General features: G+C 39.1%; 19 protein-coding genes. 11 read left to right on the top strand and 8 right to left on the bottom strand.

The window, feature by feature from the left end; all coding sequences use genetic code 11:
- Window positions 1-17: 17 nt before the first annotated feature.
- From ACVWYN_RS02535 to ACVWYN_RS02545, 3 genes are all read right to left on the bottom strand, one after another.
- Window positions 18-1568 carry an Rne/Rng family ribonuclease gene (locus tag ACVWYN_RS02535; RefSeq protein ID WP_457287246.1) on the bottom strand — a complete coding sequence of 517 codons (1551 nt, stop codon included), beginning with the start codon at window positions 1566-1568 and terminating at the stop codon, window positions 18-20.
- Between the two features lie 246 nt (window positions 1569-1814).
- Entirely contained in the window at window positions 1815-2678 is an 864-nt protein-coding gene (locus tag ACVWYN_RS02540; RefSeq protein ID WP_457287247.1) for a tetratricopeptide repeat protein, read from the bottom strand.
- Between the two features lie 5 nt (window positions 2679-2683).
- Window positions 2684-2986 carry an HU family DNA-binding protein gene (locus ACVWYN_RS02545; protein ID WP_457287248.1) on the bottom strand — a complete coding sequence of 101 codons (303 nt, stop codon included), beginning with the start codon at window positions 2984-2986 and terminating at the stop codon, window positions 2684-2686.
- Window positions 2987-3160: 174 nt separating this feature from the next.
- On the opposite strand from ACVWYN_RS02545, the gene mutY reads away from it, so the two are divergent.
- The gene (gene mutY, locus ACVWYN_RS02550; RefSeq protein ID WP_457287249.1) at window positions 3161-4216 is read left to right on the top strand and encodes an A/G-specific adenine glycosylase; all 1056 of its coding nucleotides are present in this window, start codon (window positions 3161-3163) and stop codon (window positions 4214-4216) included.
- Between the two features lie 14 nt (window positions 4217-4230).
- Window positions 4231-4656, top strand: a complete 426-nt coding sequence (locus ACVWYN_RS02555) for a single-stranded DNA-binding protein (RefSeq protein ID WP_457287250.1) — start codon at window positions 4231-4233, stop codon at window positions 4654-4656.
- 55 nt (window positions 4657-4711) lie between these two features.
- Here ACVWYN_RS02555 and glmS read toward each other — a convergent pair whose 3' ends face one another.
- The 3 genes from glmS to ACVWYN_RS02570 form a co-directional block, all read right to left on the bottom strand.
- On the bottom strand, window positions 4712-6550 hold the full coding sequence (gene glmS / locus ACVWYN_RS02560; RefSeq protein ID WP_457287251.1) for a glutamine--fructose-6-phosphate transaminase (isomerizing): 1839 nt from the start codon (window positions 6548-6550) through the stop codon (window positions 4712-4714).
- Between the two features lie 78 nt (window positions 6551-6628).
- Complete coding sequence (locus tag ACVWYN_RS02565; RefSeq protein ID WP_457287252.1) at window positions 6629-8104, bottom strand: DUF4270 family protein; 1476 nt, start codon at window positions 8102-8104, stop codon at window positions 6629-6631.
- 16 nt (window positions 8105-8120) lie between these two features.
- Window positions 8121-8945: a glycogen/starch synthase gene (locus ACVWYN_RS02570; RefSeq protein ID WP_457287253.1), complete on the bottom strand. Its 825-nt coding sequence runs from the start codon at window positions 8943-8945 to the stop codon at window positions 8121-8123.
- A gap of 153 nt (window positions 8946-9098) precedes the next feature.
- Here ACVWYN_RS02570 and panC point away from each other — a divergent pair, with 153 nt between their 5' ends.
- The 3 genes from panC to ACVWYN_RS02585 all read left to right on the top strand — a co-directional run bounded on the left by panC (window position 9099) and on the right by ACVWYN_RS02585 (window position 11538).
- Window positions 9099-9938, top strand: coding sequence for a pantoate--beta-alanine ligase (gene panC / locus ACVWYN_RS02575; protein WP_457287254.1), 840 nt, complete (start codon window positions 9099-9101; stop codon window positions 9936-9938).
- A 13-nt stretch (window positions 9939-9951) separates the two neighbouring features.
- Window positions 9952-10302: an aspartate 1-decarboxylase gene (panD, locus tag ACVWYN_RS02580; RefSeq protein WP_457287255.1), complete on the top strand. Its 351-nt coding sequence runs from the start codon at window positions 9952-9954 to the stop codon at window positions 10300-10302.
- Between the two features lie 96 nt (window positions 10303-10398).
- Window positions 10399-11538: an acyl-CoA dehydrogenase gene (locus ACVWYN_RS02585; RefSeq protein WP_457287256.1), complete on the top strand. Its 1140-nt coding sequence runs from the start codon at window positions 10399-10401 to the stop codon at window positions 11536-11538.
- Window position 11539: 1 nt separating this feature from the next.
- Here the strand turns inward: ACVWYN_RS02585 and ACVWYN_RS02590 are convergent, their stop codons facing one another.
- A complete protein-coding gene (locus ACVWYN_RS02590) occupies window positions 11540-11887 on the bottom strand; it encodes a phage holin family protein (protein WP_457287257.1) in 348 nt (115 codons plus the stop codon).
- A gap of 18 nt (window positions 11888-11905) precedes the next feature.
- Between ACVWYN_RS02590 and ACVWYN_RS02595 the strand changes: the two genes are divergently transcribed.
- The 6 genes from ACVWYN_RS02595 (at window position 11906) to ACVWYN_RS02620 (ending at window position 19406) form a co-directional block, all read left to right on the top strand.
- The gene (locus tag ACVWYN_RS02595; protein ID WP_457287258.1) at window positions 11906-12334 is read left to right on the top strand and encodes a hypothetical protein; all 429 of its coding nucleotides are present in this window, start codon (window positions 11906-11908) and stop codon (window positions 12332-12334) included.
- A gap of 177 nt (window positions 12335-12511) precedes the next feature.
- A complete protein-coding gene (locus ACVWYN_RS02600; protein WP_457287259.1) occupies window positions 12512-13171 on the top strand; it encodes a DUF6266 family protein in 660 nt (219 codons plus the stop codon).
- Window positions 13172-13264: 93 nt separating this feature from the next.
- Entirely contained in the window at window positions 13265-13729 is a 465-nt protein-coding gene (rimP, locus tag ACVWYN_RS02605) for a ribosome assembly cofactor RimP (protein WP_457287260.1), read from the top strand.
- Between the two features lie 2 nt (window positions 13730-13731).
- The gene (gene nusA, locus ACVWYN_RS02610; RefSeq protein WP_457287261.1) at window positions 13732-14967 is read left to right on the top strand and encodes a transcription termination factor NusA; all 1236 of its coding nucleotides are present in this window, start codon (window positions 13732-13734) and stop codon (window positions 14965-14967) included.
- Window positions 14968-15050: 83 nt separating this feature from the next.
- Window positions 15051-18077, top strand: a complete 3027-nt coding sequence (infB, locus tag ACVWYN_RS02615; RefSeq protein WP_457287262.1) for a translation initiation factor IF-2 — start codon at window positions 15051-15053, stop codon at window positions 18075-18077.
- 171 nt (window positions 18078-18248) lie between these two features.
- On the top strand, window positions 18249-19406 hold the full coding sequence (locus ACVWYN_RS02620) for a glycosyltransferase (protein ID WP_457287263.1): 1158 nt from the start codon (window positions 18249-18251) through the stop codon (window positions 19404-19406).
- On the opposite strand, the gene ACVWYN_RS02625 is transcribed toward ACVWYN_RS02620, so the two are convergent.
- The gene (locus ACVWYN_RS02625; protein ID WP_457287264.1) at window positions 19403-21226 is read right to left on the bottom strand and encodes an ABC transporter ATP-binding protein; all 1824 of its coding nucleotides are present in this window, start codon (window positions 21224-21226) and stop codon (window positions 19403-19405) included. The two genes, ACVWYN_RS02620 and ACVWYN_RS02625, sit on opposite strands and share 4 nt — an antisense overlap.
- Window positions 21227-21315: the final 89 nt, after the last annotated feature.

The following is a 21315-nucleotide window of genomic DNA, read 5'->3' on the forward strand; positions in this document are numbered from 1 at the left end:
TTAATAAAGCTCGTATTTTATAATTTGATTTCTTCGTCTTTTGAAGAAAGGAAATGAAATTCATTTAGGCTATAAGAAGATACCGAACGGATCTTAACACGCTGTCCGAATTTGAAGAACCATTTCCACTGTAGAGAAATGATTCCTTTTTTTATGTAGGCTTCGATGTAAGGGTGTACACAAAGCGTAATATTTTTTTCATTTTGCTCTTGCAAAATATAGGTCAGATTGTTTTCTATGTCATCCATTAAAACAATGCTAGCCTTAATCTCTCCTGTACCTTCGCAAGTTGGACATTTTTCGCTGGTTACGATATTCATTTCAGGTCTTACCCGCTGGCGCGTAATCTGAACGAGTCCGAATTTACTTGGAGGTAATATGGTATGCTTTGCACGGTCCAGCAACATGAGGTCTTTCAGGTAATCAAAAAGGATTTTCCGGTTGGTGGCCTTATGCATATCGATAAAATCGATAACAACTATTCCGCCCATATCCCTCAATCTCAATTGTCTTGCAATCTCCTTTGCCGCTTCCCTGTTTACCTGTAATGCATTTTCTTCCTGGTTCTCTTTGCTTGCTGTTCTATTGCCGCTATTCACGTCAATAACATGAAGTGCTTCCGTATGTTCAACAACAAGATAGGCACCACCCGGAAGATTTACCGTTCTACCGAAGGAGTTCTTAATCTGCTTTTCAATGCTAAAGTGCTCAAAAATATGCTCTTTATGCTTGTAAAGTTTTACAATCTTTTCCATCTCTGGTGAGATTTCATGAACATAAGAACGGATGTCTTCGAAAAGTCCGGCATCGTTTACATACACATTTGTAAAGTCGGAGCTAAGAATATCCCTGATCAAAGTAGATGTTCGGTCCATTTCTCCCCATACTCTTTTAGAAGGTTCAGCATCGGGTAACTTCTTTATAAAGTTTTCCCATTTGTCTACTGAATCCAGCAAATCTTTCTGAAGTTCAGCAACACCCTTGCTTTCTGAAACAGTTCGGATAATTACACCAAAGTTCTTAGGCTTAATACTTTCAATAATCTTCTTTAGTCGATTACGTTCCGTATTGCTTTTGATCTTTTTAGATATGGAAATTACATTGGAAAATGGAACCAGTACGATATATCGGCCTGCAATGGAGAGATCAGAGCTGAGCCTCGGGCCTTTTGTTGATATTGGTTCCTTAGCAATTTGTACCGGAAGCACGAGGTTTTTGCTCACTACTTCAGATATCTTGCCGGCTTTGTTGATATCGCCCTCTAACTTAAAATTATCTAATAGGGTTCCACTAACGGAGCCATTACGCTTAATTTTAGTGAGCTTAATTAAAGACTGAACTTGCGGCCCAAGATCAAAATAATGCAAAAATGCATCCTTTTCATAACCAACATCAACGAATGCGGCATTTAGTCCGGGCATAATTTTCTTTATGCGGCCAAGATAAATGTCGCCTACGGCGTAGTTATTATTGATTTGTTCCTTATGAAGTTCTACAAGTTGCTTGTCTTCAACTAAAGCGATGGTCACTCCCTGAGGAGTGGAATCTATAATTAGTTCTTTTACCAAAAGCTACAGAATTAAAGGCTTACGCCTTATTAACACGTGGACAAAAACGCAAAAAATTGCGCCCAATAATTCAAGATAAGCTCTGGAATTATTGGGACACTAAACTAAGAAAAACTATTTTTTCTTATGTCTGTTTTTTCTAAGGCGTTTTTTACGTTTGTGCGTAGCCATTTTATGTCTTTTTCTTTTTTTACCGCTTGGCATAATTTTTAATTTAAATATTTTTATAAATCTGTTTATTAACGTTTATTTTTTTAATTCGATGATTTTTTCATCGATAAACTTAGAGAGCGTTGGGTTAGCTGCTAGCTTTTTACTTTGCACATAGGCATCAATAGCATCTGCTTTTTTGCCAAGGTTCTCATATGCTGTTGCTAAATAGAAATAAGCATCGGGAGAAGGCTGAATTGCAATGATCTGTTTAAACCGGGTAATTGCTTTATCAAATTGTCCAGATTTAATCGCAAAGGTTCCAAGGCTCATGTTTGCTTTAAGATTCTTCGGATCTTTCTTTACCACATCAAGCAGCATCGCTATACCCTGCATAGGCATACCCATACCATTTACAATGGTAATCCCCATTCCTGTTTTTGCCTCCGTATTTGTAGAGTCAAGGGCTATGGCATTGGCGTAGGCAGCATTCGCTTTCTGCAAAAGTGCAGGCTGCAATAAACTATCACGCGTATTGTCGTAAGCCTTTGTCAGCTTGTCTCCCGCATTAAGCCAGTTTTTCAGCGACTTATCTTCGTTTGCATAAAGCTCAAGATATAAAGAACTTGGAATAATTTGTTCTACATCATCCCATTTCTGTGCAAGAGCTTTTGCTGCAGCCGCTTTTTCAGTGCTGGAGGCTTTATCGTAAGCTTGTTCTAAAGATGTAATCTCAGCAGCAATACTTGGACTTATTGCATTTTTAGCAGTGGCTGAAACTTCTGCAAGATTTATAGCCATTGCTGGTTGTGGAGTCATCTGCCCACTTGCAGCAGGACCTTTGACATTTGCTTCTTTGGGTTTTACCAACCCTTTAATATCCCGTGTAAACAAGAATCCTACGAGCAGGAATACTGCTCCTATAATTAATGATTGTTTTAAACGGGTATTCTTTAGCATAACAATTAGGCTTCTACGCTTGCTTTCTTAGTGTTGCTCTTTACTTTGTCTACAAAAACTTTAGCAGGCTTAAAGCTTGGTACAAAATGCTCAGGAATAATAATTGCTGTGTTTTTTGATATATTTCTTGCAGTTTTTTGTGCTCTCTTTTTAACAACAAAACTTCCAAAGCCTCTTACATAAACATTTTCTCCACTGATCATGCTCGTCTTGATCACTTTGAAAAATGCCTCAACGGTTTCCTGTACATCTACTTTTTCAATTCCTGTTTTCGTTGATATTTCTGAAATAATATCTGCCTTCGTCATATTTTATGTTATTTAAATTATTGTGCGTGTTAGTATTATAAGTGTTTTGGGGTTGCAAAAGTATTGCTTTTTAACGAGATAGGAAAATAAAAGATGAATTATTTGTTGCGCCATCTATCAGGCTAATGCAAGTTTTATAGAAAACCAATTCAATAAGGCCGTATTTTTGTTTTTATGAGTTTCCAGACCGAAATTATTACCTGGTATTTACAAAATAAGCGGGATCTTCCATGGAGAAATACCAGAGATCCTTATGTAATTTGGCTTTCTGAAATTATTCTTCAGCAAACCAGAGTAGAACAAGGATTGCCTTATTTTATCAGGTTTTTGGAAGCGTTTCCAACAGTAACTGCATTTGCATCGGCAACAGAAATGCAGATTTTGAAATTATGGCAAGGCCTTGGATATTATTCGAGGGGAAGAAATATGCTCTATACCGCACAGCAAATCGTTGATCAGCACAAAGGTGTTTTTCCTAGTCGTTATGAGGAGCTGATGCTGCTTAAGGGCGTGGGTGATTATACTGCTGCGGCCATTTCTTCTTTTTCTGCTGATGAGCTGAAACCGGTGTTGGATGGCAACGTATTCCGTGTGTTATCCAGGTTTTTTGGTATTTCTACACCTATTAATAGTACTAATGGAAAGAAGGAGTTTATAGCGCTTGCACAGGATCTGATCGTCGGACAAAAGCCTGCTATTTATAATCAGGCTATTATGGAATTTGGTGCATTGCAGTGTAAACCTAAATCTCCCAATTGTTTTGTTTGCCCAATTCAATCTGGCTGTTATGCACTTACCCATAACCTCGTAAATGCTTTACCAGTCAAAGAAAAAAAGTTAAAAAAGCGGATTCGGCACTTCAATTATTTTGTCTGTGTTATCGAAGGCCAGATTTTAGTGCACCAAAGAACAGGGGCTGATATCTGGCAGGAAATGTTTGATCTGCCGCTTATAGAGACGGAAAGCATTTACCAGGGTGACTTTAAGGTCTTTAGCAATCAAGTAAATAATAGGTTCGGGGGCGACGTAAAGCTTACCCATTTGGAGCAAAAAAAGCATTTGCTTACCCACCAAACTATATATGTTGATTTTTTTGCTTTAGATAATTATATCATTAACTTTAATCAGAATGCTGATATAAAATGGGTCTCTTTAGGCGAATTTGAACAATTGCCGCAACCAAAGGTTATAGCTAATTTTATAGAAAAGTATTTTTCTAACCAATTATAAAAAAACGAGAGTGCATGTCAGGTATTAACAAAGTTATTTTAGTCGGGCATTTGGGTAAAGACCCGGAGGTAAGACATTTAGACGGGGGCGTTACCGTAGCCAGCTTCCCTTTGGCCACTTCAGAGACTTATAACAAAGACGGAAAGAGAGTTGAACAAACCGAATGGCACAATATTGTACTGTGGAGGGGACTTGCAGAAGTAGCCTCTAAATATTTACAGAAAGGTAAGCTGGTGTATATTGAGGGTAAACTGCGTACCCGCTCTTTTGAAGACCGGGAAAAGATAAAGAAGTACGTGACGGAGGTAGTTGCAGAAAACTTTACCATTCTGGGCAGGAAAAGTGATTTCGAACACACCCCTTCCACTACAGAAAACAGTACACCTAAGAGTGAAGGCGATTATCTGGATAGTGATCCTTCAGGAGATTTGCCTTTTTAGTTTTTAAAAGACACCATATAAAGGGCTCAGGCATTAAACCTGAGCCCTTTCTGTTTTATTCTACAGTAACAGATTTTGCAAGGTTCCTTGGCTGATCAACGTTACAACCCCTCATTACCGCAATGTGGTAAGAAAGTAGCTGCAGTGGAATGGTAGCCAACAAAGGAAGAAATGCTTCACTGGCATCAGGGATTTCAATACAGTAATCTGCCATTTTCCTAACTTCTACATCGCCTTCAGTTACTATGGCTAAAACGATACCTTTTCTTGCCTTTACTTCCTGAATATTGCTGATTACCTTCTCATAAGATGAATTTTTTGTTGCAATTACTACAACAGGCATTTCTTCATCAATAAGGGCAATAGGCCCGTGCTTCATCTCTGCAGCAGGATAACCTTCTGCATGTATGTAGGAAATCTCTTTTAATTTAAGCGCGCCTTCCAGTGCAACCGGAAAACCGCTTCCTCTACCTAAAAATAAGCAGTTTCTTGAATCTTTAAATTTAGAGGCAATCTCTTTAATCAGAGAGTCTGATTGCAGTGCTCTTTCAATTTTATCAGGAATGTTGTCTAACTCGGTAAGCAATTCTGCAAGTTTAGAGGTGGTTACTGTACCCCTTTGCTGAGCAAGATGGAAAGCTATTAATGTAAGCACGGTCACCTGCGCGGTAAAGGCTTTTGTTGATGCCACACCAATTTCCGGTCCTGCGTGTGTGTAAACACCCGCATCCGTTATTCTTGGAATAGATGCACCAACAACATTACAAACGCCAATTATGGTTGCACCTCTTTCTTTAGCCATCTCTATGGCAGCCATGGTGTCTGCTGTTTCGCCAGATTGGGAGATCGCAATTACAATATCTTTCTCTGTAATAATCGGATTTCTATACCTGAATTCCGAAGCATATTCTACCTCAACAGGTATTCTTGCATATTCTTCAATCAGGTATTCTCCAACAAGACCCGCATGCCATGAGGTTCCACAAGCAACAATTATAATTCTTTCTACGTTTTTTAACTTATGGTCATACTCGCTCAATCCACCTAGTTGTACCCTTCCCTCATTTGGATAGATCCGTCCCCTCAAACAATCTCTTACAGACCGTGGTTGCTCATTGATCTCTTTTAGCATGAAATGCTCGTAACCTCCTTTTTCCAGCATCTCCAACTTAAGCTCCAGCTCTTGGATATATGGAGTTTGGACCACGTTGTCTAAACGTTTAATCAACAAATCGTCACGCTTTACAAAAGCGATCTCATTGTCGTTCAGGTAAATTACATTCTTCGTGTACTCCACTATTGGCGTTGCATCTGAGGCAATGAAATATTCCCCCTCACCTACACCAATCACCATCGGACTTCCCTTCCGTGCCGCAATAAGCTGGTTAGGCTGGTCTTCGTCCATTACAATAATTGCATAGGCACCATTAACGCCTTGAAGCGCCAAACGTACTGCTTCCAGCAAGTCGATCTCTTCGTTTTTATAAATCTCTTCTATCAGGTGAATTAGGACTTCGGTGTCGGTGTCACTATTGAATTGGTGACCTCTGCTCAGTAATTCTTCTTTAATGGTTGCATAGTTTTCTATGATCCCGTTATGGATAATGGTGAGTTTACCGTTGTTGGAGGTATGCGGATGAGAATTCCTGTCAGACGGCGCACCATGTGTTGCCCATCTGGTATGTCCTATACCAATGGTACCACTCAAGTCCTTTCCTGCAGCAAAGGCTTCCAGTTCTATAACCTTACCAGCCTTCTTATAAATGCTTAGTTTATGATCAGCTATCAATGCAATGCCTGCACTATCATAGCCTCTATATTCCAGTCTTTTTAGTCCCTTAATGATCAAAGGCCATGCATCTCTGTGACCAATATAACCAACTATTCCACACATATATTTATGTCTTAAAAAAATAAATCCTCCGAAAGTAAATAGTTTCGGAGGATATAAAAGTACAGTTAATGAAATTATCTAGTTTACTTTTGTGTAATAGATATTTAATTTTATTGCCTTATCTCCTGTAACAGGATTAAAAGAAGATATAGAAGATCTTGATGGCGAAAGAATACTAGGCGCTAATGCAGTCTCATCATATCCCATTACCGACAAATATGTTCCATAATCTTCCGTATTGCCATCTATCAGAGACTGAAGATAACCCGTAAGTACAAATACATAACGCTTGTTGATGGCATCATATTTTCCGCTTACCAAGGGATCGTCGCCAATATAATTATGGTTAGCTGCATTAACAGAAGAAGGTGTATAATCTATTAGGTTAACCCTGTTTCCTGCAATATCATTTCTGTATAGCGCCAGCTTTCTTGCCGGAGCAAATGGCGATACATCAGAGCCAGAAGCGATGTTTACAATCAGTTCTGCCCTATTTACCACAATTCGTGAGTTTGTTCCAGTTCCTTTTACAGTGGTTGCGAAGGCTGACAAGTCAGGAAAAGAAAGCTTGGTTCTTAAACCTGTAAGGCCCTGCAGGTAACTTACGCTATAAGGTGTTGCCGGATTTGGATTATTTAATTGCGTTTCTACAGGCGTGCCAGTATAATCATGCTTTATTGTTGCCGCTACCCTTCCGGAAGTTGCCGAAATTGGAAAACTCACACCAACAGTATCCTTAGAAACCGAGTTGGTGATGTCCTTCTTATAATAAACTTGTAAATTGGCATTTGATCCCACAAAATCGATCATCAGAATTCCTCCTTTACCAGTTGCTGTAGCCTTATCCACGCTTACTTGTAAGCCTTTAAAAGCAGCATAGAAACGAGAATATTTAGCAAGAGTTATCGAATCCAGATTTAATATCTGATTTTGGATAAAATTATTGTCAAGTTTAATTCTCAGTTCAGGAACAATGGTACGAATTGTATCTGGCTTGCCGACTCTGATGTCATTAACCTTAACTGGTGTGTTCGGACTTATCTTAGCTTTAAAAGTCCCAATAACAGGAGTTTCAACAGCGAACTCTCTATCACTCGAAAAATTTGTTTGGAAAGTGATGTCTTCTTTTAACTGCTGAACTTTAAAGCTGTAAATAGAAGTTGCAGTATCACCATAAAATTCATTTATCGCCTTTGACGAAGCTTTATCTATACTTATTTGATAAGGTAAAACTAAGATGGCAGAATCAATGATAGGATTTTTCCCGAAACTATAACCTGTTGCAGGTAATGATATAGCCATAGAAAGGGTAGCTTCGGTATCTCCAAAAGTAGGATCGTCATTAATAAAACCTAGCGGATGCCTTGTTTTGCCCAAGGTACTTGTAGGCAGATCCTTTTCTGTAACTGTTTTTACGGTAACGGTGCTATTGAGTGTTCCCTTAGTAGAAAGGGTAGGATCAAGTTCAAGACCAATTGTATTCGCGTCTTTACAAGAAGACAAAAGAAAAAGACCTATCAACAGGGTCAATAAGTCTAGTTTTATAAATTTCATATTTAATTAACTGAGTTTATGCTATTGTAACCAATTCTTCATCCGAAATCTCTTCATATAAAGCATAGAAGTTTTCGAAATTATCGGTTAAATTAAAAGCTAAAGTTGGTTTATTTGAATCTTTAACAAATTTTAACACATCAGAATTGATCTTTTCATCAGCTAATACTACTGCATCCGAGTAAGTTATAGCTCCCATATGTAAGGCAGCGCAATCTGCTTTTTCAAACACCTTGGTGTCTTCCACGGTCATTCCACTCATTACCGCTTTTTTGTATAAGTCAGTATTTAGCGTCTCAGTAAAACAATCTTCGTAAACAGAATATACTACTTTAGAGTTTTTAAAAGTAGGGTCGTTTTTATACGTAGTTTTAATATATGCCGGAACAAGAGCTGTCATCCAGCCATGGCAATGAACAATATCCGGAGACCAGCCTAATTTTTTAACGGTTTCAAGCGCTCCTTTGCAAAAGAAGATCGTTCTCTCGTCGTTATCTGCGTAAAACTTGTTCTCCTTATCCCTGAAAATATATTTGCGTTGAAAATAATCTTCGTTATCAAGAAAATAAACCTGCATGCGGGCAGCAGGAATAGAAGCAACTTTAATGATCAGCGGGTTATCATTGTCGTCAATAATGATGTTCATACCCGACAAGCGGATTACCTCATGTAATCTGTTCCTTCTCTCATTAATGTTCCCAAACCTTGGCATAAGAATACGGATCTCAAATCCTTTATCCTGCATTGCCTGTGGTAATTGACGGGTAATTTCTGAAATCTTTGTGAGTTCAAGGAAAGGCGACATCTCGTGGGTAACAATCAGTAGCTTCGTTTTTGCCATCTCCATATTCGTAAATAAAAATTTATGTTAAAGAAAAGATAATCAAGGGGCAAAGGTAAGGAAAATAATAACATTTATCAAGATAATACGCAAGATGTTTTGTTCGGAATATATAAATAACCAACTTTACTCCGTTAAATTTTATAAGCTGGTTTGAAAGTTATCAATACTATTGCAGCGTTAAAGGCGCTGCTAGGTCCAATTAAATTGGCTCAACAAAAAATCGCTCTTGTCCCAACAATGGGCGCACTTCATAAAGGCCATGTTTCCCTTATTGATATCGCCAGGCAACACGCAGATTTCATCGTGTGCAGTATTTTTGTAAACCCAACGCAGTTTACAGACCCTAAAGATTTGGAGAAATATCCCCGACCGCTGGAACACGATATAGAAATGCTGAGGGCCGCAGGTTGTCACTTTGTTTTTATGCCATCGGTTAATGAAATGTATCCCGCCCCCGAAGAATGGCACATAGATCTTGGTCCGGCAGAGTTTCTTTTAGAAGGAGAATTTCGTAAAGGGCATTATCAGGGCGTAACTCAAATTGTTAAAAAACTCTTTGATGCAGTACAACCTGACGTAGCCATGTTTGGTCAGAAGGACTTTCAACAGGTGTTGATGATCCGCAATATGGTAGCCAAGTTTAACCTGGATATTGAACTCATCTCTTGTCCGATTATCCGAGAGGACGACGGGTTGGCCATGAGCTCCCGTAACATTCATTTAAGTGCCGCCGATAGGGCACATTCCCTGGTTTTAAATGAAGCGCTCAGCTTTGTGAAAGAAAATTTCCATACCCTATCTATAACAGAACTGCTGGATAAGGCGCGGGAGATAATAACCGACAGGGTGGGTGTGGAGCTGGATTATTTTACCATCGCACACCAGGATAGCCTGCTTCCTGCTACAGATAAAAATGAACCTAATTTAGTCGCCCTGGTGGCAGCAAAGGTCGGTCAAACCCGTTTGATTGATAATATGCTACTTTTTTAAGTAACTTTGCGGTATGATTATCGAGATATTAAAATCGAAGATACACCGTGTTAAAGTAACACAGGCAGAACTTAACTACGTAGGCAGCATTACCATAGATGAAGATTTAATGGATGCCGCAAATATTATTGCAAACGAAAAAGTGCAAATTGTTAACAACAACAATGGCGAGCGTCTTGAAACCTATGTGATTAAAGGCGAACGCGGTAGTGGAACCATTTGTTTAAACGGAGCAGCAGCACGCCGGGTGCAGGTAGGAGACATTCTGATCATCATATCTTACGGTTCCCTGCCACAGGAGAAAGCCAGAAACTACCACCCAATATTGGTGTTTCCAGACGAGAATAACCGCCTTTTAAAATAAGTTTATCCCTTCATTTCAAATATTTACTATGCAACCATAGTAAATCCACTGCTATTCGTTAAATTTGGCTTAACTTATTATTTCAATAATAAAATTATGCTATTTCAATTAACTGAAGAACAATTGATGATCCAACAGGCTGCAAGAGATTTTGCACAACAAGAACTTAAGCCTGGAGTGATAGAAAGAGACGAGCATCAAAAATTCCCTGCAGAACAGGTTAAAAAGCTTGGAGAACTTGGTTTTCTTGGTATGATGGTTTCTCCAGAATACAATGGCAGCGGCATGGATGCCATCTCTTATGTTTTGGTAATGGAAGAATTATCCAAAATAGATGCGTCTGCTTCAGTTGTTGTTTCTGTCAACAATTCTTTGGTGTGTTACGGTTTAGAAGCCTACGGAACTGAGGCACAAAAGGAAAAATATTTAAAGCCTTTGGCTGCCGGAGAAAAGATAGGTGCTTTCTGTTTATCGGAACCCGAAGCGGGATCTGACGCAACTTCGCAGCAGACTACAGCAGAAGATAAAGGAGATTATTACCTCTTAAATGGCACAAAAAACTGGATTACCAATGGCAGTACAGCCTCCACATATTTAGTAATTGCACAAACTGACCAATCGTTGAAACATAAAGGGATCAACGCTTTTATTGTAGAAAAGGGGATGCCTGGTTTTACCATCGGACCTAAGGAAAACAAGATGGGCATTCGTGGATCTGATACCCATTCCTTAATGTTTAACGATGTAAAAGTTCCAAAGGAGAACAGAATAGGTGATAATGGTTTTGGATTTCAATTTGCCATGAAGACTTTAGAAGGCGGTCGCATCGGTATTGCAGCCCAAGCTTTAGGTATAGCTGCCGGGGCATACGAGCTTGCATTGGCTTATTCCAAAGAACGTAAATCTTTTGGTAAACCGATCTCAGATCATCAGGCCATCGCCTTTAAGCTGGCAGATATGGCTACCAACATTGAAGCAGCACGAATGCTGGTTTATAAAGCGGCCTGGCTTAAAGACCAAGGCCTTTCTTATACCTTGGCCGGATCTATGGCTAAGCTGTATGCATCAAAAATTGCCATGGACGTGACCATCGAAGCAGTACAAATTCACGGAGGTTATGGTTTTGTTAAAGAATATCACGTAGAACGATTAATGCGCGATGCCAAAATTACCCAAATCTATGAAGGCACTTCTGAAATACAGAAAATTGTTATTTCCAGAGATATTCTAAAATAAATTAGCTTTTTCCCGATCCTATTAAACTGCCTAGTATTGCTTTAATCAAGGCAATTGCAATAGCCAATATGGCTGATGCCAGGAAACCTGATGTACTAAAACCCTGCATTACGTTGGCAACCAACATGATCATCAATACGGAAATGACGAAGGACATTAAGCCAAGCGTTAAAAAGTTAATAGGAAAAGTAAGCAACCTTAGGATAAAACCTATAGTGGCATTTGCCAATGCGATGAGCAATGCAGCGATGATTGCAGTGCCAAATCCATCTACAACAACACCAGGTACTATCCGTGCGCCAAGAAATACAGCCAATCCCATTATTAAAATTTCAATTATCAGTCTCATATTGTTTAGTTTAGTGGTATGAATAAAGTCTTTACTAAAGTAGCTGTTTTAATGTCTTGCTGTCTTCTTGCTTGTTCGTCTTCAAATACCAAGCCATTGTCCATCCAGTTTTCTGCAGATAGTTCTACAATTATAATCAGTAATATTGACAGACCCGGCTTACTCCAACTTAAAGATCTAAATTTAACAGATTCTTCTTACTCAGAATTGATATCGGTGCTTCAAACACCTACAGAGCTGGACTCTTCAATTAGAGAAGAACCAATTGCAGGTAAATATATCGTGTCAGATAGTAACATCGTTTTTTCGCCTAAAATGCCTTTCGTAAAAAACAGGACCTATTTAATTATTACCCACATCAACGCGAAGTTTGGTGATGCTGAGCAAATAGTTAAAAGTTCACTTAGTACAGGGATTAAACCTCAGGAACAACTACTCAAGCGTTAAGGATAAATAGCTTAATAAACATTAGGTTTTCGCTTTATATTCTAGCAATTTTAATACAATAATTACACATTCTTTATACAATGGTTATACAATCAAATATTGTTTAAACAACGATTTATAAAAGTTTAAAAAAAATTAAAAAATAGAATTGTATATTTGTCGTAAGATAAGCTAAATATGGGAAAAGTAAGTGGTGGAGTTAATGGTCCTGTATCTGGAAAAGTTGGGGCTGCAGTTTTTTATACCCTAAATGGTGAAAATTTTGTACGCTCATTACCTGAAAAAAGATCTGGTAAAAAGACGATTAAAGAAAAGGCCAACACAAGTGGCTTCGCCAAGGTGCAAAGCTTTATGAAGCCGATTAAAGAATATGTGGGTATTGGTTTTAAAGGATATGGTTCCAAAACAGGCGGATACAAAGGTGCGGTTTCTTACGCCTTAAATAATGCGATACAGGGGGAGTATCCGGACCAGTTTATAGATCCTGAAAAGGTTAGGGTTAGTGGCGGCGAACTTCATTTCCCTGCTTCTGCGACCATGGTTTTGGATGAAGACAATGTTTTACAGTTTACCTGGACCCCAGAAGAAGGAGAAAACGGGAATGCCTATGATCAGGTATTTATGCTGGCCTATTCACCCGAAGAAAACAATTTGCTTTCTGGTAAGAAAGCCGGACAACCAACAGGGGCTTTCAGAATGGCTGGTAAAGACAGTTTGCAGTTGAATCCAGATAAGAAAGCCTTATCATATCATGTATATATGGGTTTCGTAGCGAGGGACCGCTCTTGCCAGGCACATAGCTTGTATATGGGAAAGGTATCTGTGCCAGCCCGATAATTTTATTTTGTGAAAAAATTTATTATATTTGCACAATAATAGTGGGCAAGAGGGGGCAGATGTCCCCTCTTTTCTGTTATTGTACAATTGGTTATGCAGATAGAAAGAAGAGTTACAGAGTTAGTGGAAGAGAAAATCTCTGACAGGCCGGAGCTGTTTTTGGTTGAGGTAAGAATGCTGCCAAATAACAAGCTAATTATACATGTTGATGGCGATGAGGGTATTAATATTCAGGACTGTGCAGCGATAAGCAAGCATGTTGGCTTTCATTTGGAAGAAGAGAATACCATTGAAAAAGCCTACAATCTTGAAGTGTCTTCACCAGGAGTTGGTGAGCCGCTTAGGTTAAAGAGGCAGTATGAAAAAAATATCGGTCGCGAGGTTGGTATTAAGCTTACCGGTGGCGAACAGAAAGAAGGAGAATTGCTTTCTGTGAGTGATGCGGGCATTATTATAGCAGCCAAAGTAAAAGAAAAAGGTAAAAAAGTTCAGTTGGTGGAAACCAGTTTGAATTTTAGTGATATAACAGAAACAAAGGTTTTAATTTCATTTAAATAAAAATGAGCAATATTAATTTAATCGATTCATTTCAGGAGTTTAAGGACTTCAAGAACATCGACCGTCCGACGGTGATTAGCGTTTTGGAAGAGGTATTTCGCAGCATGCTGCGTAAAAAATATGGTACCGATGAGAATTGTGACGTGATTGTGAATCCTGATAACGGGGATTTGGAAATCTGGCGTACGCGGAAGGTGATGGAAGATGGATTCTCTGAAGACGATGACCTGGAAATTGAGCTTGCCGAAGTAAAGCAACTTGATGCTGATATGGAGGTTGGGGACGATTACATTGAGCAGATTACCTTAGAGAGTTTTGGTAGAAGGGCAATTTTAGCGGCCCGTCAAACTTTGGTTTCTAAAGTTCTTGAGCTGGAGAAAGATGAGATCTTTAAGAAATATAAAGACAGGGTAGGTGAAATTGTTACTGGTGAAGTTTACCAGGTTTGGAAAAAGGAAACCCTTATTCTGGATGATGAAGGCAACGAATTGTTGCTGCCTAAATCTGAGCAAATCCCTGCAGATTATTTTAAAAAGGGAGATGGCGTTCGTGCGGTGATTCTTAAGGTTGATATGGTTAATAGCACACCTAAAATCATTATTTCTAGAATTGCACCTGAATTCCTGCAACGTTTGTTTGAAATTGAGGTTCCTGAAATCTTTGATGGTTTAATTACCATTAAGAAAATTGTTCGTGAACCAGGTGAAAGAGCTAAAGTTGCTGTTGAGTCTTATGACGACAGGATTGACCCGGTTGGGGCATGTGTGGGTATGAAGGGCTCGCGTATACATGGTATCGTTAGAGAACTTAAAAATGAGAATATTGATGTAATCAATTTTACACAGAATGTTTCATTATATATAACAAGGGCTTTGAGTCCGGCAAAGATCACTTCGATCAAACTGGATGACGAGACCAAGCACGCTGCGGTATATTTGAAGCCAGATCAGGTTTCATTGGCTATCGGTCGCGGGGGTCATAACATTAAACTGGCAGGTAAGTTGACAGGATATGAAATTGATGTTTACCGTGAAGCTGGTGAAGAAGATGAGGATGTGGATATCGAGGAATTCTCAGATGAAATTGACAGCTGGATCATTGATGAGCTTAAGGCTATCGGTTGTGATACGGCGAAGAGTGTTTTATCCCTTTCTATTGATGAACTGGTAAACCGCACCGATTTGGAAGAAGAAACAATAAAAGAAGTAATAAGTATTTTGAAATCAGAGTTTGAATAACACAAAAACTGGCTGTTTAAACGTGAAATAAACAAGAATAAACGTTACTTTTGTATAAGAATTAAAGAAAAATAGGATAATCAATGTCAGACGACAAACCAATAATTTTATTCAAAGCAGTTAAGGAGCTTAACGTAGGGATTGCTACGGCTGTTGACTTTCTGGAAAAGAAAGGCTTTTCTGTGGAGAATAAACCTACTACCAAGCTCTCTCGCGATATGTACAACGCGTTGCTGAAAGAGTTTCAAGGCGATAAGATCGTTAAAGAAGAGGCCAATCAGATAGTTATTGGTAAAATTCGTCGTGATGAGCCAGAGGTAACAGAGAGAGTTGCTGAAGCACCTAGAAAAAATATTGAATTTGAGAGCGAAGGTATTTTAATTAAGAACCTGAGTTCTTCTGCACTTCATTCAGAGCGTATTAAGGAAGAGGCACCAGTTAAACCTGTTGTTGTTACTCCTCCGGCGCCGGTTCCGGAACCAGAAGCGAAAGCAGAAGAGGGTTCTTTGCCAGGTGTTAAGATAGTAGGGAAAATCAATTTAGATGACCTGAACGCTAAGTCACGTACGGTTAAAAAGGAAGAAGTAGAAGCTCCGGCACCTGAGCCAGTTGCTCCTGTACAACAAGAAGCACCAGTTGAGGTAGCTAAAGAAGAGAAACCAGAACCGGTGGCTGAAGTTAAGCCAGAGCCAGTTGTGGAAGTAAAGCCTGTTGTGGCCGAAAAGCCAGTAGAAGAAGTTAAGCCTGTGGAGAAACCTGCAGTTGTTGTGGCTCCTGTTGTAGCTGCGCCTAAACCTGTTGAACAGGAGAAGCCAGTTGAAAAACCGGTTGAAAAACTTGAGGATGAGGTCATAAAGGCACGTTCTATAAAATTAACCGGACCAAACATTATTGGTAAGATCACTTTACCGGTAACGCCTGATCGCAAGTCTCAACCTGTAGCCTCGTCTGCAGATAGTGCAGATGCGAAGAGAAAGCGTAAACGTAAAAAAACACCTGGACAACATCCGGGACAAACAACCGGACAAAGTACTCCAAATCAGCAGGGTAATCAGCCTGCACAAACTCCTGCAAGACCTGCTGCGCCAATTGGTAACAGACCAGATTTTAGGAATAATACGAACAATACGGCAAACAGGCCTAATTTTAGGAATGCCAAACCTGGAGCTCCGTCAGGAGGTCCTAAAGAAGAACCTACAGAAAAAGAAATACAAGATCAGATTAAAGCAACACTTGCACGTTTAAGTGGGGCAGGTAAATCTGGTAAATTCGCTCAGCGTGCTAAGTTACGTCGTCAAAAACGTGATGATGTTGCCTTGTCTGCAGATGAGGCGGCAATGGAGCAAGAGCTTCAGTCTAAGGTATTAAAGGTAACAGAGTTTGTTACCGCTAACGAGCTTGCGACCATGATGGACGAGCCGGTTACCAAGATTATTGCCACTTGTATGAGTTTGGGAATGTTTGTTTCCATTAATCAGCGACTTGATGCAGAAACATTAACTATTGTTGCGGATGAGTTTGGTTATGAAATTCAGTTTGTAAAACCAGATGATGAAAGCGACATTCTGATAGAAGAAGAAGATACGGAAGATGATTTGTTGCCACGTGCTCCTGTTGTAACCATTATGGGTCACGTTGATCATGGTAAGACATCTTTACTGGATTATATCCGTAAAGCAAATGTTGTGGCAGGTGAGGCCGGTGGTATTACCCAGCACATTGGTGCTTATATGGTTACTACACCTACAGGTAAGCAAGTAACCTTCCTGGATACGCCAGGTCACGAAGCCTTTACGGCGATGCGTGCAAGGGGTGCCAAGGTTGCAGATATTGCAATTATCGTTATTGCTGCAGATGATGCGGTGATGCCTCAAACAAAAGAGGCCATTAACCACGCACAGGCTGCGGGTGTACCGTTGGTATTTGCATTTACTAAGATTGACAAACCGGGAGCTAACTCTGAAAAGATCAGGGAGCAACTATCTACCATGAACATCCTTGTTGAAGACTGGGGAGGTAACTTCCAGTCGCAGGAGATTTCTGGTAAGAGTGGTTTGAATGTGGAACTACTTTTAGAAAAAGTATTGCTTGAGGCCGAATTGCTTGATTTAAAAGCAAATCCTTCTAAGCGTGCTACGGGTAGTGTTATAGAAGCTACACTTGATAAGGGTAGAGGTATTGTTACTACTGTTCTTGTACAGGCAGGTACACTTAAAATAGGTGATCCGATTTTAGCAGGTAGTTATAGCGGTCGTGTTAAGGCACTATTTAACGAACGCGGACAAAAAGTTGATAAGGCAGGACCATCTGTTCCGGTACAAGTACTGGGTATGCAGGGTGCGCCAACAGCTGGTGATCGATTCAATGCATTAGAAAGTGAAGTTGAAGCAAGAGAGATTGCTAACAAGCGTTTACAATTAATGCGTGAGCAGGGTCTGCGTACTCAGAAACACATTACATTGGATGAGATCGGTCGTCGTTTGGCAATTGGTAATTTCAAGGAACTGAACTTAATTGTTAAGGGTGATGTGGATGGTTCAATCGAGGCACTATCTGATTCATTGTTGAAACTTTCTACACCAGAGATACAGATCAATATTATTGGTAAAGCGGTTGGTCAGATCTCAGAATCTGATGTATTGCTGGCATCAGCTTCTGATGCGATCATTATTGGTTTTCAGGTTCGTCCTTCGCCGGGTGCAAGGAAGCTTGCTGAAGCGGAACAAATTGATATTCGTTTATATTCCATCATTTACGATGCAATCAACGAGATCAAAGCTGCAATGGAAGGTATGCTTGCTCCTGAGTTTGAAGAGAAGATTACTGCCAATGTGGAGATTAGAGATACCTTTAAAATCACCAAGGTTGGTACAATTGCCGGATGTATGGTACTTGACGGAACAATTACAAGAAACAGCAAGATCCGCATAGTTAGAGATGGGGTAGTTGTTTACACGGGCGAGCTTGCTTCATTGAAACGTTATAAAGATGACGTGAAAGAAGTTGCAAGAGGCTACGAGTGTGGATTGAATATTCATAATTTCAATAACATTGAGGTTGGTGATATTGTTGAGGCTTACGAGCAAGTAGAAGTTAAGAGGAAATTGTAAAATAAATAGTTTTTGATTGAAAAGGCTGTCGGATAATTACTATCAGACAGCCTTTTTTATTTTGTTATAAAAGCAGGGTTTTAGATGGAAACGGAGACTGATTTTAGAAGAGGAACTAGTTTTGGAAATAAACGTTTTTGTTACCTTTGTTAAACACATTAAGGGTTGTGAATGAAGTTAGCAAAAAGTATTAGAAAAATATTTAGAAGTAAAAAGAAAGCTTATAGCGACTTTCTGAGCAACTTATATAACACCAGCTATGGTAAAAAGGTACTAATTAGCTATATCACCCATCCATTTATTGATGAAAATAATTTTACACATCAAAATCATTTAACGTCACACATCGTTGCTGAAGTATTCTCTGAATTGGGATATGACGTTGATGTTGTGGATTACCAAGCCAATACTAGTGTAGCTTATGATTCCTATGCTATAATCTTCGGCATGGGGATAAATTATGAAAAGTCTTTCTACAGTCGGGATCGAGCGATACCCAGGATTCATTTTATAACAGGTACGCATGAACACTTTCATAGTGCATGGGCATTAAAAAGTGTTCGTGATTTTTTTAAGTTAACCGGTGTTTGGCTGCCAAGGGAAAGCAAAGGGATAACTACCAGTAATTATTATGCATGTTTTGATTCTGACTTCTCGATAATCCTGGCCGGCGGACTAGTTTACGAAGATTTCAAATCAAGGTATGTTAACAAATTATATTCACTAAACAATAACATTCTGGGTGCATTTAGTAATTTTAAACCTAAGCAAATAGAGGATAGGAATAAGAATTTCCTATACCTGAGTGGCACAGGGCAAGTGCAAAAAGGACTTTTCTTAGTCCTAGAAACCGCCCGCATAAGAAAGGATGTAAATTTTTACATTGTAGTTTTTCATGTTGATGCGCTTATAGAGGAATACTACCATGAATTCCTTACTTCTGCTCCAAATGTATTTTTAAGTCTAAACCTGCGGATGGATTCGATTGAGATTAAAACCATCGTAGAAAATTGTACGTACTCTATTGCTCCGAGTTATGTTGATGGTTTTCCGGGTGGAACCATCGAACCGATGTCTGCCGGACTTGTGCCTATAGTAAGTAGAAACTGTGGCTTTCCAAGCGAGGACTTTATCATAGAAATTTCTGATTTAACTGTAGAGGGTGTTGGTAAGGCAATAGATTGGGCCCTTGCGCTTGAAGATAACGTTTACCTAAACTATAGTTTAGCAGCAAAGGCTTATATACATGAAGGCTTTTCGGTTAGCAGCGTAAAAAAAGAGTTTACAAAAATATTGGAAACGGAATTAAAGAATGGTCATCTCGGTTAAATATCAAATGTTTGCATATCTATAAGACGTTTGTATAGTCCGTTAAGGGACAATAACTGAGAATGGTTTCCCTGCTCTTTTATTTTCCCATCATGTAATACAAGAATAGTGTCTGCATGCTGTATCGTACTTAATCTGTGCGCAATTACAATTGAAGTTCTGTTCTTCATCAGGTTATTAAGGGCATCCTGAACAAGCCTTTCAGACTCTGTATCTAACGCAGATGTGGCCTCATCCATTAGCATGATTGGTGGGTTTGCTAATACAGCCCTTGCTATGCAAATGCGTTGCTTTTGTCCACCTGATAACTTGTTGCCACGATCTCCAATGTTCGTGTCGTATCCGTTTTCTGTTTGCAGAATAAATTGATGGGCATTGGCGATTTTAGCTGCATTGATCACTTCTTCGTCTGAAGCGTCAGGTTTTGCAAATGCAATATTATTAAAGATGGTGTCATTGAACAGAATGGATTCTTGATTTATTGTTCCCATTTGATGTCTGATGCTTTCTACAGTCAAATCTTTATAATCATGATCATCTATAAAGACAGTGCCAGATTTGGGGTCATAAAACCTGGAAATGAGATCCATTAGTGTACTTTTACCTCCGCCAGAAGGACCTACCAATGCAATGGTCTGGCCTTTTTTAAAGGTAAGATTTACATTGTCCAACACTTGCTTTTCTCCGTAGCTAAAGTTCACATTTTCAAATCTAATACTGTCTTTAAATTCCGGTAGTATTAAAGCATCCTCTTTGTTGACCAGTTCTGGTTTGGTATCTATTAACTCTAAAACCCTAACACCTGCGGCTATACCAGAATGTATGTTGCTGAATGAATCAGTAAGTGATTTGATTGGCTGCATTACTTGTGAAAATGTAGCTATATAAACCAAAAACTTTGCAGGAGTAAGATCTCCTCTTCCCTCGAGAATCATGGTGCCTCCATATAATACGATAAAGACCACGACTAATACACCCAATGTTTGTGAAACTGGCGAGGCAAGTTGTTGTCTTCGCGCCATCTTTCTATTCAAATTAGAATAAACTATGTTCTCGCTATTAAATTTATCTTTGATCCTTTCTACTGCATTGAAGGCCTTTATAATTCTTATCCCGCCTAGGGCCTCATCTAAAAAACCGATCATTTTGGCGAAGCTTTCATGAGACTCCTTTGCTTGTTGTTTTAGTCTTTTTACTATTTTGCTAATTATATAGCCCGAGATCGGTATTACCAACAACGAGAATAAAGTAAGTTTAAGAGAGATAGATAGTAAAACTGCTATATAAAAAATCAATTGAACAGGCTCTTTAAAAATAACTTGAAGGGTATTCGTTACTGTTCCCTGAACTACCTGAACATCAGAAGCTACTTTTGAAATGATGTCGCCCTTTTTTTCACTATTAAAATATCCAACATGAAGGTCCATGACATTGTCGAACACCGACTTTCTGAGATTAAGTAAGGTATGAACTCTCAGATCCTCCATAAAACGTTGGGAAAGATAACGGAAGAAGTTGGCTAGAAACACTGCAATTATAATAGCTAAACTTACGATACGTAAAGTATAAAGTTCTCCTTGATTCTTAATGGTAAGATTAATGTAGTCGTTAAGACGGCCAACTAAGTCAAAAGAAGATGCTTTTTGAAGTATTACCGCTGACGCAGTAGTGGTATCAGAAAATAAAGTAGTTAACAAGGGGCCAAGTAAGGCAAAGAGAAACGTGTTGAAAAATATGGCAAATATGGTTGCTATGAAATAAGGAATGGCGTATTTTTCAATAGGCTTGGCAAATGAAAGTAATCTAAAGTATGTTTTCATTAAAATGATTAAAAATGCTAAGTTAAGCATTAGATTTGATTGCACATCAGGCACGGGAATTTGGCAATGGAAAATGAAACTAACATTAG

The sequence above is a fragment of the Pedobacter sp. UYP24 genome (assembly GCF_054057295.1).